Source organism: Flavobacterium sp. KBS0721 (genome assembly GCF_002007065.3).
GTDB classification, from domain to species: Bacteria; Bacteroidota; Bacteroidia; order Flavobacteriales; family Flavobacteriaceae; genus Flavobacterium; species Flavobacterium piscis.
In genome coordinates, this window is record NZ_CP042170.1 from 1,508,781 (window position 1) to 1,527,601 (window position 18,821).

The window sequence follows — 18,821 nt, forward strand, 5'->3', positions numbered from 1 at the left end:
TCAATTTTGTAAAATTCGATCCGTTTTTTTGAGAGTATCTTATTTTGAACTTCTAATTTACGGATAAAATTGCCAATTGTATTATAATTAATTTGATATACGGCGCTGTAAAGCACTAGAAAAGTTAGAATTATAAAAAGAAACTTCTAATTTGTTTATTTTTTCTGAAGCTTCGCAATCAGAACGTCTTCGATTGGCGCTTTTATCTTAGTAACCGCATCGACTTCATCATTAGGAATTGTCATCGATAAAACATAATGCTGAATTTTCCATTCTTTCCCTACTTTAACCAAAACACCCGAACCGCGGCAAATTTTCATTTGTGTATTGAGCAATTCATCAAACCACGCAATTTTTCCTGATTTGTCAAAAAAGATATGACGTTCTAAGGCTGTAAAATTCCAAGTGGTGCCTTTATCGAAAAACGGTTTCGCCCAAACTTTAAAATCTTTTTTGGTCCAGTTTTCGGTAGCGTCAGTTCCAATAAAAATTCCGTCTTCGGCAATTAAATTAAAGTAGTCTTCAAATTTCACATCGGCCGCAGCCTTATGCCAGGTATCAATGGTTTGACTGACTTTGTCTTTCTCAGAAGTTTGTGCATTCGCAAAAGTGGCAACGAATAATAAAAGTAAGATTGATTTTTTCATAAGGTTTTATTTTGGATTTAAAGTTAGTAAAAAATTTTTCAGAGGTGCAAGGCTCAAAGGTGCAGAGTTTTTTAATCGCGCAAAGACGCAAAGGCGCAAAGTTTTTGGTTCACGCAGATTTAAAAAGATTTAAGCTGATATACGCAAAGCATTTTAAATCTGCGTGAACCAAAATTTATTTGAATCTTTTTAATCTGTGGCTTTAAAATAAAAACTTTGCGCCTTTGCGTCTTTGCGCGAAATTTTCGGCATGAAGATTAAAATCCAAATAGCGAGAGAATCTTAAATTATCTTATATTACTTATATGGTGAAATCTTACTATATTTGAGTGCTCTAAAAATCTACATCATGAATCCAAAAATACTTATCACCTCAATATTTGTCACTTCTTTGGTTTTTACCTCTTGTAAAAAAGAACTGGAACCACAGGAAAACACACCAACATCTGAATTGGTAAAACTAGGATTAGCAAAAGACACCACGAAAACCCAGTCGGTTGTTCAAAATCCGGCGACGAATCCTAATACTGTAATGGGGGCAACGCAAGGAATAAATCCCGCTCACGGACAACCCGGACATCGTTGCGATATTGCAGTTGGTGCACCTTTAAATTCGGCTCCAACGCAAGGACAAACTACTACGCAACAACCACAAACAGTACAAGTAAATTCAGGACAGCAAAATGTAGTAACCACCACAACCGTATCGCCAACGAAAGTAGCCAAAGGAATGAATCCCGCACACGGACAACCCGGGCACAGATGTGATATTCCTGTTGGATCACCTTTAAATTCTCCTGTAGCAAAACAACCCGCTGCCAATACAGCACAAAGCGGCACTACAACGCAAAACTTTACCGTTACGCCGCCAGCAAACAATGCAGTTCCGGCCTTATTAAGCACCGAAGAAGTAGCAACAGCAGACGGAATGAATCCAGCGCACGGAAAACCCGGACACCGCTGCGATATCGCCGTTGGAGCGCCATTGCCAAAATCATAAAATACGTCAATTATAACTTTGACTTGCTACCAATAAAAAAAGGCATTATCCGGATTTGAGATAATGCCTTTTTTAGATTTTGATGCTATATAAATTAATGCGCTTTCATTTTTTCGAAAGTCGTAGTAAGTGATTTTTTTGCTTTGGCAAGAGCACCGCTAAAAGCTTTTTCAAGCGTATCGGCGTGATCTGTTACGGTTAGGGGTTGTAAATTAGCAATACGAACTTCGATCACACATTTTTTATCGTTTAGGCTAAATTTTTCTCCGTTTTCATCTCCAAAATGTACTTCTATGCGGGTAATTTTTTCTTCAAAACGAGCTAAACCTTTTTCTAATTCTTCAGAAAAATAAGTTGCTAATCTTTCGTGTCCTTCGATGTTCTTGTCGGTATTGATTTGAATTTTCATATGGCTTTATATTTAATGATTGTTTCTCAAAGCTATCTTTTTTAGAATGAAAAGCCAAGTGAGTTAAGGAAACATTATGAAAAAATGTTGGAAAATTTCAAGGTCATTTTTTTGCTAGACATGGCGATACTGGAATGTTAATATGGAACGCGGATTTAACGGATTCACTTCGTGAAAACGCGGATAAAAACAGATTTTTTTATTGTGTTTTTTTTCGTCAGGCTGAGCGCAGCCGAAGTCTTCGCAACAATTATAAAACTTGTCTTTCTGCGATTGCGTTTTAACAATTTAGATTCTTTTAATTTTAAATTTTGTTATGTGATCGCAAATGTCACATTTTACAAAACTATTATCATCAACAAACATATTTATTTCAATTTCATAATCACAAACAGGACAATTGTAAATTACATCTATGACTTTGATAGGTGAATTAAGTACAGTTGGGATTTCTAAGATTGAATATTCTATCATGTTTTTTAAAATTAACCAAATTGTATATAATCATATATAAAATCATTTATTTCTTCTCCTTCAGAATCAAACTTTAAAACAATTCTGGAACATAAATTATCAACCCAATTTTCAATTTTTTCTAAAGAATCAATGTTATGTAGAAAAGACAAAATTTTATTTTGGCCTGTAAAATCATCAATGAACATGACAATATCTTCTTTAAAACTATCTGCGTAATTTTTATTTGGTTGTGACAGGTAATTTTCTAAATGCTGAATTTTTTCATTTAAGGTTAACATAAGAATTTTATTTCAAAGATAAATAAAACCCCGACTATACTCCGTTGTTTTAGAGTCTACATTTTGCAACTTTTGTTAACATGGATATTAAGCAAAAATTCGGACTCAAAATTAAGGAGCTTAGAAAACTCAAAGGATTATCTCAAGAAAAGCTAGCCAATTTAGCAGAGATAGATAGAACTTATTTACCAACAATAGAAAAAGGTGAAAGAAATGTTTCTATTGAAGTTGTTGAGCGATTAGCAAATGCTTTAGAAGTTAAAGTAAGAGACTTGTTCGATGAATAGGGCTTATTATTCCAGTTCTATTTGCGATTTCTGTATCGAAGATGGAGACAGTATTTATGGGAAAATCTCTGGTGAATATGATTTAAATAAATTGACAATTCAACAAGCTAATGCGTGGAAAAGTCAAATTAAAATTTTAAAACAAACAATCTTAAATTTTAATGGAAAGGTTTATTTTGAATTTACAATTCCAAGAATGGGCAAACGAGTTGATAATATTTTAATTATTGATAATTGCATTTTTGTTTTAGAATTTAAGATTGGTTCAAATGTGTATGATAAATACGCAAAAGATCAAGCTTTTGATTATGGTTTAGATTTAAACAATTTCCATGAAGGAAGTCATAATAAAATTATTATTCCAATTTTAATTGCTGACAAAGCAAGTAATATTGGTAATGTCTACAAAAAGAGCTTTGATAATTTATATGAAACAATTGTAGCGAATGAAAATAATTTATCTAATGTTATATCTGAAACTTTACAAAACTTTAAAGTTTTAGAAATTATAAATGTTGAAAATTGGGAAAACTCAATATATAAACCAACACCAACAATTATAGAAGCAGCTACAGCTTTATATAAAAAACATAATGTTTCTGAAATATCAAGAAGTGATTCTGGTGCAGAAAACTTATCTGTTACTTCAGAATGTATTTCTGAAATTATAGATTATTCGAAGAAAAAAAGCAGGAAATCAATTTGCTTTATCACTGGAGTTCCGGGCGCAGGAAAAACATTAGCAGGATTAAATATTGCCAATTTACGTTCAAATTATGAAGAGGAAGAACATGCTGTTTTTCTGTCGGGAAATGGTCCTTTAGTAGATGTTTTGAGAGAAGCTTTAGCAAGAGACAAAGTTAAAACGGCTAGAGAAGAAAATTTAATTATTACAAAATCTTCGGCAATATCTCATGTAAAATCTTTTATCCAAAATATTCATCATTTTAGAGACGCTTCAATAAGAGATGAAAAAGCTCCAATTGAAAAAGTAACCATTTTTGATGAAGCTCAAAGAGCATGGACAAAAGAACAAGCTTCAAGTTTTATGAAAAGAAATAAAGGAATTTCAGATTTTGATAAATCAGAGCCTGAATTTCTTATTGAAGTAATGAACAGACATGAAGATTGGTGTACAATTGTTTGTTTGATTGGAGGAGGACAAGAAATAAATACAGGAGAAGCAGGTTTAGAAGAATGGATTAGACCATTTTCTAATAAGTTTCAAGATTGGGATATTTATTATTCTTCTAAAATTGTTGAAGATGAAAATTATATCAAAGACAAAGAAGCTTTGATGATTTTAAATAACAAGAAAGCTATAAAGAAAGATGAATTGCATTTATCAGTTTCTTTAAGATCATTTAGAAGTGCCCAATTATCAAGTTTTATTCAGGAAATAATAAATAATAATATTGAAAACGCTAAAGAAATCTATGAGTTGTTTATTAAAGGATTTTATCCAATAAAAATAACTCGTGATTTAGATAAAGCTAGAAATTGGTTAAGAATTTCTGCTAAAGGATCTGAAAGAATTGGCGTTGTTGCTTCATCGGGAGGAATTCGTTTAAGACCTTTTGGATTAAATGTAAAAGCCAAAATAGATGCGCCAATTTGGTTTTTAAATGATAAAGATGATATTCGTTCATCTTATTTTCTTGAAGAGGTAGCTACCGAATTTGATATACAAGGATTAGAATTAGATTGGACTTGTGTTGCTTGGGATGGAGATTTATTTTACCATAACAATCAATGGAATTATAGAAAATTTAAAGGAACGAAGTGGCAAAATATAAATAGTGCTGAAATCACAAATTACTTAATTAATTCTTATCGAGTTTTATTAACTAGAGCAAGACAAGGAATGGTAATTTATATTCCGTTTGGGAATAATGAAGATGTTACGAGGCCAGAATTTATGTATGATGGAAATTTTGAATTTTTTAAATCATTAGGCATTGAGGAGATTTAAAAACTAAGAAAATATTAATTTATGACAATTAAAAGAGATAAAATAATTGCGATATTAATCATTCTTGTCAATGTCTATCTTATTCCTGTTTCCGTTTCTATAATTGTTTCAAATGGTGGGCCTGCGGGTGCTTCTTACTGGATTTTGCCATTTAGTATTTTAATCAATCTGTTTTTTGTACCAGCAGTGTTATCTTTTAAAAAGAATTTTGAAAAACGAGTTTTGAAAATTAATGAAATAGGAATTGCAATGATTGGTTTAATATTTATTTTGGGAATTTTATTGATGTACTTTGTTTAAATAGATGTTTAACAAGATAAACTTCTTATGAAAACAAAAGCCCTAGGTACTATCTTAATTACCTAATTAATTTTAATATTTTTTATCTTTGTTTTAACAGAGAGGAAACTTACTGTGATCATTCGCTGGATGTTTACCTTGTGCAGCCTCAATTTTATTGGGGCTGTTTTTTATGCCTTTTTCAAAGGCAAACAGAGAGAAAGACTTCTGCTCCTTTTCTTGGATGCTTTTTATATAATTTGGTTCAAAGCGTTCCTTTTTCTTCCACATATAATAAATCATTGTCAGTAATTTCTTTTGAACGGCAACATAGCTTTTCATTTTGATTCCGTGCTTATTATAAGTTCGTTCAAATAGTTCCTTAAATGGTTTTACTTCGCATTTTATAACAACAAGTGATGGCATGTGCATTGCTCTTCTAATTCTGGAATTACCTTTTTTTGATATTTTGGTTTTTCCAACCCTGGTTCCTGATTGGGCTTCTACAACATCATAACCTGCGTAAGAAACCAATTGTTTGTAGTTGTTGAAGAGTTCGAAACCATTAGTTTCGGCTAAAATTGTTGCTAAAGTTAAAATCCCAATGCCTTTTATTTCTAAAATATTAGCAACACGTTCAGCTATTTTTGCATCTGATTTTATGTGGTTGTTGATTACTTTTTCCAATTCTTTCAGCTGTTTGTCAAATAAAATTATGGTTTCTTTTAATTGATTTGTTACTGGATCGACTTGATGCATGGCAAAACTTAATGCATCGAATTGATTTTTTAAAACCGTTTTTAATTCGGTTACATTTTGATGTTGTCTGGTATATAGTCGTAATTCATAAAAAAATGTTCCCATAGGCTGCCAGGTATCCAAACATTGCTCGGCTCCCATCTGGGATAATCCTTTGGCATCGATACTATCATTTTTTGATTTTAATCCAATTGCTTCCAAATACTTTTTGGCCTTATTGGGTAAAATAATAGAAACCGAAAATCCTTTTTCAAATAAATAATAAGCGCAATTTTCATGATAAATCCCTGTAGCTTCCATACATACAACAACTGGAACATTTTCCTTTACGTGTTTTAATACCCAATCTTGTAAAATTTTAAATCCTTTTTTATTATTGGAAATTACAGTACTTGATTTTACAATTACTTTTTGTTTTTCATCAATACAACTCATACAAGCATTGATCTTTTTGCTTGAAACGTCTAGTCCCACAGAATACTTTAAATTCATAATTCCATATTTTAGAATAATAAACAAAAAATTACACTGGTCTTTGCTCATTTTTTATACAGCATCTTTATCTAAAATAAAGTGCTTAAGTACTATTGTGACTTAAAATGTAATTAAAACTAAGAGGATTTACCTAGTGTTTACAATATCATCAATGATGTATTTCGCCCCGATAGAATTTTGCAACTTAGTTCTGTTTATCAATAGTTTATATCCAAAGATAAGATTTTGATATAATAATGTAAAGATATGAGCCCTGATGGAAGCGGCATCCTTTTGTGCCGGTGTTCGGCACAAAAGATATAGTGGACAGCAGGAAATAGCTCCTGAAAATTGAAATTACAAGTCGAAAAAGCTCTTCGACTTCGCTCAGAATGACAATATTGAGATGAGTTTGTGGCAAAATCATTTTTCTTTATCCTTCTTCCCCCATTTTATTTTCATTTTCCCATCATCGTCCAGAGCAATTAAATGCAGAACAATTCCGCGGTCGCGCACCGCGTCGCGTTCGGCTTTGGTGGCGAGTTTGATGTCGTTTTTGGAGTTTCGGAGTGGGATGGTGAGGGCGAGATTGGTGCCTCGGCCAAAGGAATAAATACCTTCGGCATCGAGGTTTAAGACGCTGGAACTAATAGTGAAATTATTGACATCGATTTGTTCTCCGCGCAATTTAAGTTTGCCGGATAAATCGCTAAACGTAATATTCTCGACATCGCGGAACGGAAAAGCAAACTTGCCAATTTTTACGATGGGGTCGAAGTTGACCAAAGCGCCCTGATTGACATTGAAAGTCAGATTTCCGTGCATAGAATTGGTGATCAATTCGCCGTTGCTGTTGATGAATCCGGTAACATTGGCCTTGCTGCTGAGTTTTCCTTTGATGTTATTGGGACTAAAAGATTTCACTCCGAAGTTATTAAACGATCGTAAAAAATTCGCAATATCAACACGATTTACCTGCGCGTTGGAGCTAAAAGCAAAGTTTTTTCCGCTGGGTTGTACTTCGCTGTTGAACGTAATACTTCCGCCGGAAGTTTGTAGCGAACCGTTTTTAATCACCAATTTCGAATCGATCATTTGTACGGTTGCGGTCGTGTTGGTTGCGGTTAGTTTGTTGTAACTAATTTTATCGGCTTTGATGTCGATTACTACAGCACATTTGTCGATTGCGGTTCGTATTTGGTTCGAAATCGTAGTTCTTTTATGGGTTTTCGCCGTAGCTTTTGTTTTTTGCGAAGTGGCTAAAACGCCCAGAAATTGTTTCAGATCAATATATGGAGAATAGATTTTCCAGTTTACAATCATTTTTTCGGGCGCATCGTAATAAAGGTTCAGGAAATTGTCGATTTTACCTTCGATTAAAATGGTGTTTTTAAGATGTTTGTATGTAATTTGTTTGATAAGCAATGCTTTCTCGGTAAAATCAAGGTGAATGTTAGTTTTTACGGCATGAACATTTTTTGGGATATAATGAAATGACGCATCATCAACATCTATTTTACCAATAAAACGCGGTTTTGTAATGTACAAATCGACGATATCAAACTGAAATTTCAGATTGGCTTTTGCGTGTCCGGCGCTGAACTGAATCCATTTGTCGTTGCTGATTTGGTTGAGTCTTTCTACATCAAAATCAGAACTTACGTTTCCGGTTGCCAATGGTTTTTCGAGATTGTTAATCGCCAATTGCGGAATCGTAAGCGGAATATTCTCGTATTCGCCCACAAATCTGGTCAGAATAATAGCCGAATTGGCGTCGTTGTAACCGTCTTTTGGTTTGAAATTATTGGTAAAAATCCCTTTAAAGTTGCATTTTTTAATTAATCCGTCAGGAATACTCAATTCGTTATCTTTTATAATGGCCTGAACGACAATTCTTGGATCTCCTTCGGCATTAAAATCGCCTTTTATGTCGCAATTTACTTCGATCGGTTGACTCAGATTAAAGCGATTTAACTTAGAACTAATATTCCCGGACAATAAATTCGATGCATTTTGCCATAAAATCGAAGTCCCAATATTGATTCCGAAAAGGGCATTTCCTTTGGCAAGATTAAAAAATGCGGTAATATCAAAAGAATCTGTTCCTATTTTTAGACCTCGGGTTAAGACATCAATTCGTTCTTTTTCGGCAGAATAGGCAACGTTAAAAGTTCCTTTGAGTTCTTTTTCTTTGGCGAAACTGCCGTGCACGGTATTAAAAGCTAAACTCTTTATTTGTGTGTCCAGAAAAACATCGGTTTGCCAATTGTCGCCATCAAAATCTACTTTTGTTTTTAAACTGGCAACATCAAAATCGAACAATTTATGTCCAAGCCGATTGTCCAGAATAAAATGAACATTGTTGAGGTCGATTTGGTCAATGGTCGTTTCGCGATCTGATTTATTTTCGGGCGATTTTTTCTTTTTGGGTTTAAAGATATCGGCATTCGAATAGCCGTCTTCGGCCTTATAAACATAAATATCCGCGTCGTTAATGAGGATTTTATGAATGTTGATTTCGTTTTGCAGTAAACTCCAAACGTTTAAGCGTGCCTCTATTTCGGTAGCTTTTAGTAAAGTATGTTTGTGCGTTGCCCATTGATTGTCTTTGAGTTCGACATCTTTTAAGGCCAGAGTAAAATTGGGAAAACCAGTTAAAAATTTATAATGAAAATCGCCAATATGAAATTTTCCGTTGATGTTTTCATTGATTTTGGTATTGATCCTGGCGATGATTTCGGTTTTATTTTGATTAAAATAAATTGACAATCCACCACAAGCAATCAATAACAATGCGATAAGTCCTAAAATGAAAAAGCCAAAACGCTTGGCATATTTCTTAAAACGAGCCGATTGAAAAAATGTTTTTATGTGCTGTAAGGTTTCTGCCATCGCGAATAATTTTCTGTATCATTAAAGATAAGGTAAAAAACCGACGTTATGTTAAAAAGATAACACAACAACAATGCGTAAGTTAAAACTTATGATTTATAAACATGGGAATGATATAATAAATGACAATGCATTTATAATTAAAACTAATTTAAGAATGGTGTTTGATTAGTATTTAATTTTTAAATTTGTACTCTAGTTTGAAACGAAACAATTCAGACAATAATTTTAAAAGATAAGAAATTATGGCATTAGCAATAACAGATGCTACTTTTGATGAAGTAGTTTTGAAATCAGATAAACCAGTAATGGTAGATTTTTGGGCAGCATGGTGCGGTCCTTGTAGAATGGTTGGTCCAATCATTGACCAAATCAGTGAAGAATATGCAGGTAAAGTAGTTGTTGGTAAAGTCGATGTAGATGCTAACCAGGAATTCGCTGCAAAATATGGTGTGCGTAACATACCTACCGTTTTGGTTTTTCATAACGGTGAAGTAGTAGGAAAACAAGTAGGAGTTGCTCCGAAACAAACCTACGCAGATAGTTTAGACGCTTTGTTGTAATCGTAAGATTATGATTTATATAAAAAAGGTTTGGCGAAAGTCAAGCCTTTTTTATTTGTGTTTTTTTTGCCACAGATTAACACAGATTCAAATGATTTTTTTGCCACTAATTACGCTAATTATTTTTCTCACGCAGATTTTGCAGATCAAGCAGATAAAAGTGATTTTAAATTAATCCGCAAAATCTGCAAAATCTGCGTGAGTATATAATATAAAGTAAAGCAAAGAATCATTTCAATCCTTTAATCTGTGGCTAACTTTTTAAGCAGCATCAAAATAAATAATTGGTGAAAATTAGTGCAATTCGTGGCAAACCTTAATTAGAGCAAACTTTAATCGTAAACGTAGTTCCTGAATCCGGTTTTGAGCTTACTTCGATTTTGCAGTTTATGGCTGTAGCCAAATCCCGAATGAGATGCAATCCCAAACCGGATTTGATGCCTATAACTTCTGAGTCGTCGTATAAAGCTTTAAATTTTTCCTGAGTTCCGCCAATGCCATTATCTGTGATAGAGAGATAAATTTGGTTGTTTTCCTGCCAGGCTTTCCAGATTATTTTTCCGTTTTCTGTTTTTTCTAAGGCTTTTATGGCGTTTCCGGTAAGGTTTCTAATAATGGTTTTAAGGTAGTTCTCATCGGTATTTAAGATGATATTGTTTTGATCTTCAAATAATATCACGATGTTTTCTACACCCGAAAAATGATTTTCCATTTCTTCGAATACAACAGCTACGGAAACTTCTTTAAAATGGGGCTTGAAATTTTCCATTTGGCCTTTGCTCCACAATAGAATATCTTCCATCGAGGATAATAAATTCTCGGCTCCGGTTATCACTTTGGTTTGCATTCTTAACGCTGTGGCTTCATCAATGAGTTCCGGACTTTCTTTTTGAAGATGTAGAAAGTGAATTAAATTCGAAACCGGACTTCGTAAATCGTGGTTTAAAATACTAAAGAAACGCGCTTTTATTTTATTGGCTTCATCCAGTTCCTGATTCAAAAGCTGTAATTTCTCATTGGTTTTTTTGCGGTTCTGACTTTGTTTGAATAATAATATCAGGATGATTCCAACCAAAATTAATCCTGAAATTAAATAAAATCTTTGTTTTCGCGCATCAGCAATCTGAATGTTTTTTAGTTTGTTTTGTGTCGAAAGATTTTTGATTTCCTGCCCTTTGGTTTTATTTTGATAACGTGCTTCGGCATTGGCAATATTTTGTTTCGCCGATTCCTGCATCATTTCATCATTATGTTTGGTGTAGATTTCGTTGTAATAAAACGCCTCTTTCCAAAATCCTAATGCGGCATAACTTTGCGATAGTTTTTTATTGATATTTACAAAAGATTCCTTGTCGTAAGTCAAAGCATTTTTAGAAGCATTTTTCAGGATTTCGATTGCTTTTTTATATTCTCCTTTTTCATATAAAACCCTTCCCATTACAGCATTGGCTTCCATAATAATATCCTGATCATTCGATTTTTTTCCTAATAAAACAGCTTTTTTAGCATAACTAAATGCGGTGTTGGTTTGGCCTTCATTAGCATAATATTCAGATACGCTTCGGTTAGCAAAACTTAGATTAAGAAATAAAGAATCTTTTTTGGAAGGATACGTATATATTAAGGTGTAATATTTTTGAATACTATCCGGATTTTTTAAAGGAACAAAACATTGCAGATAATAGTTGCAGGAAAAAGCACTGATATAAGGTGACGTTTTGATATAAGGCCGGGCATAATTTAAATATTCAATAGCCTTATTAAATTGTTTCATCTTGGTATAAGCAGCCGCAATCTGACTGTACGAAACACCAATTGTTTCATCATTGGCTATCGTTTTTTTGAGCTGTTTTTTGTAATTAATCGCTTTTAGCTGATAATCAATAAAGGTTTCATATTGGGCATTATCAAGGTAATATTCGCCAAGACTTCCGTAGAGAACAGATTTTGTATACGTACTTTTTGTAGTGTCAAGAACTTGTTTGATGTAGGTTATTAATTCTTTTCTTTTGGATGTTTCATTCAGCGCATAATAAGCATAATTAAGGCGCATTAAAATAGAAGTTTCATTTTTAAGATGCCTCGCCTTTTGTGCATACTGTAAGGCAATTTCATAATTTGCTAAAGCGTTATTTGTCTGATTATTATTGAATTCGTATGCATTACCTTTTAAAAAATAAAATCTTGATTTATAGGCCAGCTGATTTTTAGAAAGGTCAATTCCTTTTTGTGCAACGATTAAAAGTTTAGGATAATCTTCAGCATCTAAAACTTCATTGCTATATTTTAGCCAGGCTTTTAGTTTTTCATTTGGGTTTTGATAACTTGCCAAATTAGGTTCCTGCTGTGCAAAAACAGTTAGGTTGATGAAAAACAAAAACAAGAACCTCATTTTTTTCATGAGAACAGGTTTAGGTTTTCCTTATAACTTCTGCCAACCGGAATTGAAATGTTATTGTTCAGAATAATTTCGCTTGAATTTATCTTTTGAATAAACTGTTTCTGAACCGCAAAACTTCGATGAATCCTGATGAAAGACTGAAAGTGATCTTCTTTCAACAAATTGCCAATGCTTGATAAAACGCAATGTCTTTTTTTATCGGTAATAATCAAAGTATAATCTTTTAAGGCCTCAAGATATAAAATTTCATGTAGTTTGACTTTTGTCTGTTCGTGACCTTCTTTTATATAAATCGTATCGCCGCCAATACTGGCTTCAAAAAGAGATGCTTTGAGTTTGATTTCCATAAACTCTTCGATACGACTTACGGTTTGTGCAAAGCGATCCAGTTTTAAAGGTTTTACAATAAAATCTAATGTTTCGATCTCAAAACTTTCTACAGCATGTTCAGGATGTGCGGTGATAAAAATACAAACCGGAATTTCTAAAGCCTTTTTTCTAAACTCAATTCCGTTTAAACCCGGCATATCAATATCCAAAAATAAAATGTCGACTTTTTCTTTTTCGATAAACAGAACAGCTTCTTCAGCCGATTCAAAAACACCCAGAATATCCAGAAGCGGAAATTTTTTGGCAAACGACAATACCGTCAATCTGTCTATTTCGTCATCGTCGATAATAATACAAGTGTATTTTTTAGCCATTTTATTCGGTTTTACGTCGTCTGTCTATTTAAAATGTTGTTTGTCTATTAGTGGTTTTTCGGCACATTTTAATCCTGCAAATTTGTCTTGTAATTGAGTCATCAGATAAAAGAAACATTCTTTTACGATCATTTGATTATTGCAAAAATAATGTTATTGAATTAAATACGAATCATTTAGCCAAATTTAAAAACCAAAATTATCATGAAATTTTCAAAAACCATTTTTACCATTTTATTAGTTGCCATTGCTACCATTTCATGCAGCAGCGATGACGGGACCGACGGAGTAAACGGAGTTGACGGACAAGCAGGTCCGGCGGGAGCAGCAGGAACAGCAAATGTTATTTATAGTGCGTGGCTAACAGCTCCAACGGCAGTTGCAGAGATAATAGACGGAACTTCAGGAATGTCTACATCGATTAATGCACCACAACTATCAGAAGATATTCTGTCAAAAGGAACCATATTGGTTTATGTGTCTTTTGGCTCAGGTACATATGCACTGCCTTATACATCAACAGCCGGCGGATTTGTTAATACGATTACAGCTATTTCTACAGCAAAGAAAATTAAACTTTTCAGATTCAGACACGATCAGGCCGCAACAGTAAATCTTCCAACATCACTTAGCTGGCGCTATATTTTGATTCCCGGAGGTGTTGCTGCAACAACAGGAAAAGCTGTAAAAACAGATTACACTAAAATGAGTTACGAAGAAGTGTGCGCACATTTTAATATTCAGCAATAATAATCCATCTATTCAATCCTATAAAATCACTAAAATTAATTATTATGAAAACTATAAAAACTCTTTTTACCATTTTATCAGTTGCATTATTAACCATTTCGTGCAGCAGCGATGACGATAAAGAAGAAGCTGTGAAATACAACGAAGAAAATCCTCTTGATGCTTATATGGCCGGTTCAGGATTTAGCCAGAAAGCAGTTGATGTCAAAAATTCAGGAATTTACGAGTACGGTTTTAGTTTTAAACCAACAGTAACGGGTAAAATAAATGCTCTCGTGGTAAAAATTCCAGATGTAAATGCTGCTTTAAGAATTACTTTATGGGATGCGGCTACCAAAACGGTTATAAAATCTGAAACGATAAATGTACCAACCGCAAATGTTACCATAGAAAAAGCAATTACACCAATTGCCCTAACAAAAGACAAAGAGTATTTCTTTACCGTAAACAGCGACGATTGGATCAACAGAACAAAAACTGACGGATCTGCTGCGACGTATCCTATTACGGCAGGAAATATAGTAATTACGGGATATGCGTATATTTCAAGTACAGCTTCAGAAACTATTTTCCCAACCAATGCACGTAATACATATTATGCCGGAGATATGACTTTTAAATTTCAGCAAACTCAATAATTTTATTTTTGGATAGTTAGAATTAGTATGTTTGGAAAAGGTCTGGCAATAGTCAGACCTTTTTTTAGAATTTAACGTAAATTTGATAACATTTTTTTAGATAATTAATCACTTTAAATATTTGAATATGAAAGAAATATGTTTATTAATCGTAATGTTGAGCACTACAATTGTTTTAGCTCAAAACAAAGAAGATGCACTTAAAAAAATTATTGAGCAGCAGGAATTAGACTGGAACAAAAATGATATGAAATCTTTTTCTCAGGCCTTTAGTGAAGACGCTGTCTTAATCAATTTTTTAGGAATGTACTGGAAAGGGAAACAAGAAATAATAACTCAGTTTTCTCATATTAACGAATGCTGTATTAAACCAACAGCAGTAAAATTGGACTGGATAGATGCTAAATTTTTATCAGAAAATGCGGTTTATGCACATATAAAAGAAACTTTGACTGCAAAAGAAGATTATGCTGTTCCGGGAGGAGTTGTTAAAAAAGGAACTGTAAACACTAAATTTATAACAGCGGTTTTCGAAAAACTGAATAGTAGCTGGAAAATTACTACTATGCAGGTAACTCAGGTAAATGCTCCGCCAAGATAATTTCGAAATAACCCGTTTAAAAAATTAGCGACTCCCGATAGCCATCGGGATAAATGATTACACAGATTAAAAAAAATCATTTTAATCTGTGTAATCTGTGGCAATAAGAATTTTAATTCGTGCTAATTCGTGAAATTCGTAGCAAACTTTTTTTATTTTTACAGATCTAACATTCCTTTAAAAATGAAAATTTTCTACAGCTTTCTTTATCTTCTCGCATTTACTGCAATTGGTTTTTCTCAATCGAAACAAAAAGAAAATCTTCTTTTAGAAAACGGTGTTTCGGAACAATTGGCTATTTTTCGAAAAAAACAAGTTTCAGATGTTCGCTATGATTTGGGATTTGAAATTCCGGCTCAGAAAACCGAAAATATCAAATCAGATTTGGAACTACATTTGACTTTGTCAGATTTGAGTCAGCCCTTATATTTAGATTTTAAAGAGAAAACATCCAATATAAAATCAATTCAGGTAAACGAAAAAAGTATTGCCATTGTTCACGAAAAAGGTCATATTGTTATTGCTCCTGAAGTTTTAATTTTAGGAAAAAATACAATTGCGATTTTATTTACAGCTGGAAATTTATCACTAAACCGAAACGATGATTTTCTCTATACATTATTAGTTCCGGATCGTGCCAGTACATTATTTCCTTGTTTGGATCAGCCAAATATCAAAGCAACTTATAAACTGAATTTAACTGTGCTTAAAGACTGGACAGTTTTGGCTGGAGCCGATGTAAAAGAGAAAGTCGAAAAAGGAGATTTTACGAGTTATACTTTTGGAGAATCAGATAAAATGAGTACGTATTTGTTTTCGTTTGTGGCCGGAAAATTTAAATCAGTAACGAAGAAACCAGGAAACCGTGAAATGACAATGTTGTATCGCGAAAACAATCCGGAAAAATTCAGAGTAAGTGCTGACACTATTTTTAATTTACACCAACAATCGTTAGACTTTTTAGAAAAATATACAAACTATCCATTTCCGTTTAAAAAGCTCGATTTTGCTTCAATTCCTGTTTTTCAATATGGCGGAATGGAACATGTTGGCGCGATTCAGTATCGGGAATCGACTTTGTTTTTAGATAACAGTTCAACCGACAGCGAGAAATTAGATCGTGCAAAACTGATTGCACATGAAACCTCGCATATGTGGTTCGGCGATTTGGTCACTATGAAATGGTTCGACGATGTCTGGATGAAAGAGGTCTTTGCCAATTTTATGGCAGATAAAATCATGAATCCAATTTTCCCGAAAGTCAATCATAATTTACAATTTTTAACAGCGCATTATCCTAACGCTTACGCGGAAGATCGTTCGTTGGGCACACATCCGATAAAACAGCATTTGGCTAATTTGAAAGATGCCGGTTCACTTTACGGAGCCATTATTTATAACAAAGCACCTATTATGATGCGACAGCTTGAAGCTTCGATGGGAAAAGAAGCTTTTCAGAAAGGAATCGAAAAATACATTAAAAAATACGCTAACGACAATGCCGACTGGAACAATCTGGTAGAAATTCTGGATGCCGAAACGCCGCTGGATATGCAAAAATGGAGTGAAGTTTGGGTAAATAAATCAGGAAGAGCCATTTTTACAGATAAAATAGAATACGATTCTCAAAACAAAATCAAAAAATTTGAAATAAGCCAGGAAGCCGAAGATAAATCAGGGAATATCTGGCCTCAGATTTTTGAGATTGGGCTGGTTTATCGCGATCAGGTAAAAGTGATCAGCGTCAATATTAAAGATCAAAACCTATCATTGAAAGAAGCAATGGGGCTTGAAAAACCGCTTAGTTTCATTTATAACTATAATGGTTTTGGTTATGGTGTTTTTCCGCTTGACGGAAATACTTTAGAATCTGTTTTGAATTTGAAAGATGAGGTAGCAAGAGCGTCAACATATATCAATATTTATGAAAATACCTTAACAGGAAATGTTGCTCCATCAAAAGCTTTTGATTGTTTTTTAAAAGGAATTCAGCAGGAAGAAAACGAATTGGTTCTAAAAACAATTACCAACCAGACAAGTAATGTGTTTTGGAAATTCCTGACAACAAAACAACAAAACAAAGCGCAGAAACAATTGGAGGATGTTTTGTACAAACGTTTACAAGCCAATTTACCAAGCAATATCAAAAAGACATTATTTAATTTATTCAGTTCGATTGCGTATTCAAATTCGGCGAAAGCCAAATTATATTCGTTATGGAATAAGGAAAAGGTAATTCAAAGCTTAAAATTAAATGAAGACGATTATACCAATATGGCAATGAATCTGGCGATATTTAAACATGCTAAAGCCAATGAGATTCTGAGTAAAGCAAGAACAGCAATCACAAACCCGGACAAACAAAAACGATTTGACTTTTTGCTCCCGTCTTTATCAAAAGACGAATTGGTTCGTGATGCTTTTGTGAAATCATTGAAAGATGATGAAAACAGAGAAAAAGAATCATGGGTTGCTGTAGGTTTGGCCAATATCAATCATCCGTTACGTCAGGAAAGTGCTCAAAAATATATTAAATTTTCATTAGATTTGGTCGAAGAAATTCAGCGAACCGGAGATATTTTCTTTCCAAAAGACTGGTTGAATAATACAATTGGGAAATATTCTTCGAAATATGCTTTTGATGAAGTACAGCGATTCTTAAAAGAAAACCCTAATTTTAGTCCTATATTAAAAAGGAAATTGCTGCAGGCCACAGACGCTTTATACCGCGCGCAAAATATTAAAAAAGAAACCGAATGAAAATCGAATCGGAAATAGAGAAAGTATCCAGTTTTCAACACCTCGAAATGCTGGCAAATCAGGTTGTAGAAGGTTTTATATCCGGAATGCACAAGAGTCCGTTTCATGGGTTTTCGGCAGAATTTGCTGAGCATAAAGTGTATAACGCAGGAGAAAGCACCAAACATATCGACTGGAAATTGTTTGCCAAAACGGACCGTTTGTATACCAAACGTTTTGAGGAAGAAACCAATTTACGCTGCCATCTTATTGTCGATAATTCGTCGTCGATGCATTATCCGAAACTAAAATCAGGTCAGCCTTTTTATGAAAAGAAGATTGGTTTTGCGGTTTTGGCTTCGGCAGTTTTAATGAATATTTTAAAGAAACAGCGCGATGCGGTGGGTTTAAGTGTTTTTTCAGACAGTTATGAATATTATGCTCCCGAAAAAGGAAGCGATCGCCATCATAGAATGTTGCTTAATAAACTAGAGCAATTATTAGAACAGCCAAAAGTCAAAAAAACTACTGATACAATCACGTATTTGCATCAAATTGCAGAAAAAATGCACCGTCGTTCGATGATCATCATATTTACAGACATGTTTCAGTCAGAAGATGATGAAAAGCTATTTAATGCCTTGCAACACCTTAAACACAATAAACATAAGGTAGTCTTGTTTCATGTTGTGGATGATAAAACAGAGCTTAAATTTGATTTTGACAATACGCCAAGAAAGTTTATCGACTTAGAATCAGGTGAAGAAGTATCTATTTTTGCCGATAATGTAAAAGCAGAATATGAAAAGAGGGCAGAGGAGTACTTTAAAAAACTCTCTTTGACCTGTGCAAAGAACCAAATTAAATACGTTCCGGTGAATGTAGGCGATAATTTTGAAAAAATATTGACCACATATTTAGTTGAAAAACAAAACTTTGGCTAATGATTTG

General features: G+C 33.6%; 17 protein-coding genes. 10 read left to right on the forward strand and 7 right to left on the reverse strand.

The window, feature by feature from the left end; genetic code table 11:
- Positions 1-155: 155 nt before the first annotated feature.
- A complete protein-coding gene (locus tag B0M43_RS06715) occupies positions 156-647 on the reverse strand; it encodes a nuclear transport factor 2 family protein (RefSeq protein WP_065451509.1) in 492 nt (163 codons plus the stop codon).
- Between the two features lie 349 nt (positions 648-996).
- Between B0M43_RS06715 and B0M43_RS06720 the strand changes: the two genes are divergently transcribed.
- Positions 997-1,647: a hypothetical protein gene (locus B0M43_RS06720; protein ID WP_078006401.1), complete on the forward strand. Its 651-nt coding sequence runs from the start codon at positions 997-999 to the stop codon at positions 1,645-1,647.
- 94 nt (positions 1,648-1,741) lie between these two features.
- Here B0M43_RS06720 and B0M43_RS06725 read toward each other — a convergent pair whose 3' ends face one another.
- Both B0M43_RS06725 and B0M43_RS06730 read right to left on the reverse strand, forming a co-directional pair.
- Positions 1,742-2,056, reverse strand: a complete 315-nt coding sequence (locus tag B0M43_RS06725) for an HPF/RaiA family ribosome-associated protein (protein ID WP_065451507.1) — start codon at positions 2,054-2,056, stop codon at positions 1,742-1,744.
- Between the two features lie 485 nt (positions 2,057-2,541).
- Positions 2,542-2,811, reverse strand: a complete 270-nt coding sequence (locus tag B0M43_RS06730) for a hypothetical protein (RefSeq protein ID WP_078006400.1) — start codon at positions 2,809-2,811, stop codon at positions 2,542-2,544.
- Positions 2,812-2,891: 80 nt separating this feature from the next.
- Between B0M43_RS06730 and B0M43_RS06735 the strand changes: the two genes are divergently transcribed.
- From B0M43_RS06735 to B0M43_RS06745, 3 genes are read left to right on the forward strand one after another with little or no spacing between them, the layout of a single operon-like run.
- Positions 2,892-3,098 (forward strand): helix-turn-helix domain-containing protein, encoded by a 207-nt coding sequence (locus B0M43_RS06735; protein WP_078006399.1) that lies wholly within the window; start codon positions 2,892-2,894, stop codon positions 3,096-3,098.
- Positions 3,091-5,070, forward strand: a complete 1,980-nt coding sequence (locus B0M43_RS06740) for a DUF2075 domain-containing protein (protein WP_078006398.1) — start codon at positions 3,091-3,093, stop codon at positions 5,068-5,070. The genes B0M43_RS06735 and B0M43_RS06740 overlap by 8 nt, the downstream gene beginning before the upstream one ends.
- Before the next feature lie 21 nt (positions 5,071-5,091).
- Positions 5,092-5,370, forward strand: coding sequence for a hypothetical protein (locus B0M43_RS06745; RefSeq protein WP_078006397.1), 279 nt, complete (start codon positions 5,092-5,094; stop codon positions 5,368-5,370).
- A gap of 93 nt (positions 5,371-5,463) precedes the next feature.
- Here the strand turns inward: B0M43_RS06745 and B0M43_RS06750 are convergent, their stop codons facing one another.
- A complete protein-coding gene (locus tag B0M43_RS06750; protein WP_065450665.1) occupies positions 5,464-6,600 on the reverse strand; it encodes an IS110 family transposase in 1,137 nt (378 codons plus the stop codon).
- Between the two features lie 405 nt (positions 6,601-7,005).
- On the reverse strand, positions 7,006-9,474 hold the full coding sequence (locus B0M43_RS06755; RefSeq protein WP_078006396.1) for an AsmA-like C-terminal region-containing protein: 2,469 nt from the start codon (positions 9,472-9,474) through the stop codon (positions 7,006-7,008).
- A gap of 245 nt (positions 9,475-9,719) precedes the next feature.
- On the opposite strand from B0M43_RS06755, the gene trxA reads away from it, so the two are divergent.
- The gene (gene trxA, locus B0M43_RS06760; protein ID WP_041516662.1) at positions 9,720-10,037 is read left to right on the forward strand and encodes a thioredoxin; all 318 of its coding nucleotides are present in this window, start codon (positions 9,720-9,722) and stop codon (positions 10,035-10,037) included.
- A gap of 316 nt (positions 10,038-10,353) precedes the next feature.
- Here the strand turns inward: trxA and B0M43_RS06765 are convergent, their stop codons facing one another.
- Both B0M43_RS06765 and B0M43_RS06770 read right to left on the reverse strand, forming a co-directional pair.
- Positions 10,354-12,438 (reverse strand): HAMP domain-containing sensor histidine kinase, encoded by a 2,085-nt coding sequence (locus B0M43_RS06765; RefSeq protein ID WP_078006394.1) that lies wholly within the window; start codon positions 12,436-12,438, stop codon positions 10,354-10,356.
- Positions 12,435-13,142 carry a LytTR family DNA-binding domain-containing protein gene (locus tag B0M43_RS06770; RefSeq protein WP_065451502.1) on the reverse strand — a complete coding sequence of 236 codons (708 nt, stop codon included), beginning with the start codon at positions 13,140-13,142 and terminating at the stop codon, positions 12,435-12,437. Before B0M43_RS06770 ends, B0M43_RS06765 begins: the two co-directional genes overlap by 4 nt.
- A 204-nt stretch (positions 13,143-13,346) precedes the next feature.
- Between B0M43_RS06770 and B0M43_RS06775 the strand changes: the two genes are divergently transcribed.
- From B0M43_RS06775 to B0M43_RS06795, 5 genes are all read left to right on the forward strand, one after another.
- Positions 13,347-13,892 carry a hypothetical protein gene (locus B0M43_RS06775; protein WP_065451501.1) on the forward strand — a complete coding sequence of 182 codons (546 nt, stop codon included), beginning with the start codon at positions 13,347-13,349 and terminating at the stop codon, positions 13,890-13,892.
- Between the two features lie 44 nt (positions 13,893-13,936).
- Positions 13,937-14,530: a DUF4082 domain-containing protein gene (locus B0M43_RS06780; RefSeq protein WP_078006393.1), complete on the forward strand. Its 594-nt coding sequence runs from the start codon at positions 13,937-13,939 to the stop codon at positions 14,528-14,530.
- A gap of 127 nt (positions 14,531-14,657) precedes the next feature.
- Positions 14,658-15,131 (forward strand): SgcJ/EcaC family oxidoreductase, encoded by a 474-nt coding sequence (locus B0M43_RS06785; protein WP_078006392.1) that lies wholly within the window; start codon positions 14,658-14,660, stop codon positions 15,129-15,131.
- Positions 15,132-15,314: 183 nt separating this feature from the next.
- Complete coding sequence (locus tag B0M43_RS06790) at positions 15,315-17,891, forward strand: M1 family aminopeptidase (protein WP_078006391.1); 2,577 nt, start codon at positions 15,315-15,317, stop codon at positions 17,889-17,891.
- Positions 17,888-18,814: a DUF58 domain-containing protein gene (locus B0M43_RS06795; RefSeq protein WP_078006390.1), complete on the forward strand. Its 927-nt coding sequence runs from the start codon at positions 17,888-17,890 to the stop codon at positions 18,812-18,814. Before B0M43_RS06790 ends, B0M43_RS06795 begins: the two co-directional genes overlap by 4 nt.
- The last annotated feature ends 7 nt before the right edge of the window (positions 18,815-18,821 follow it).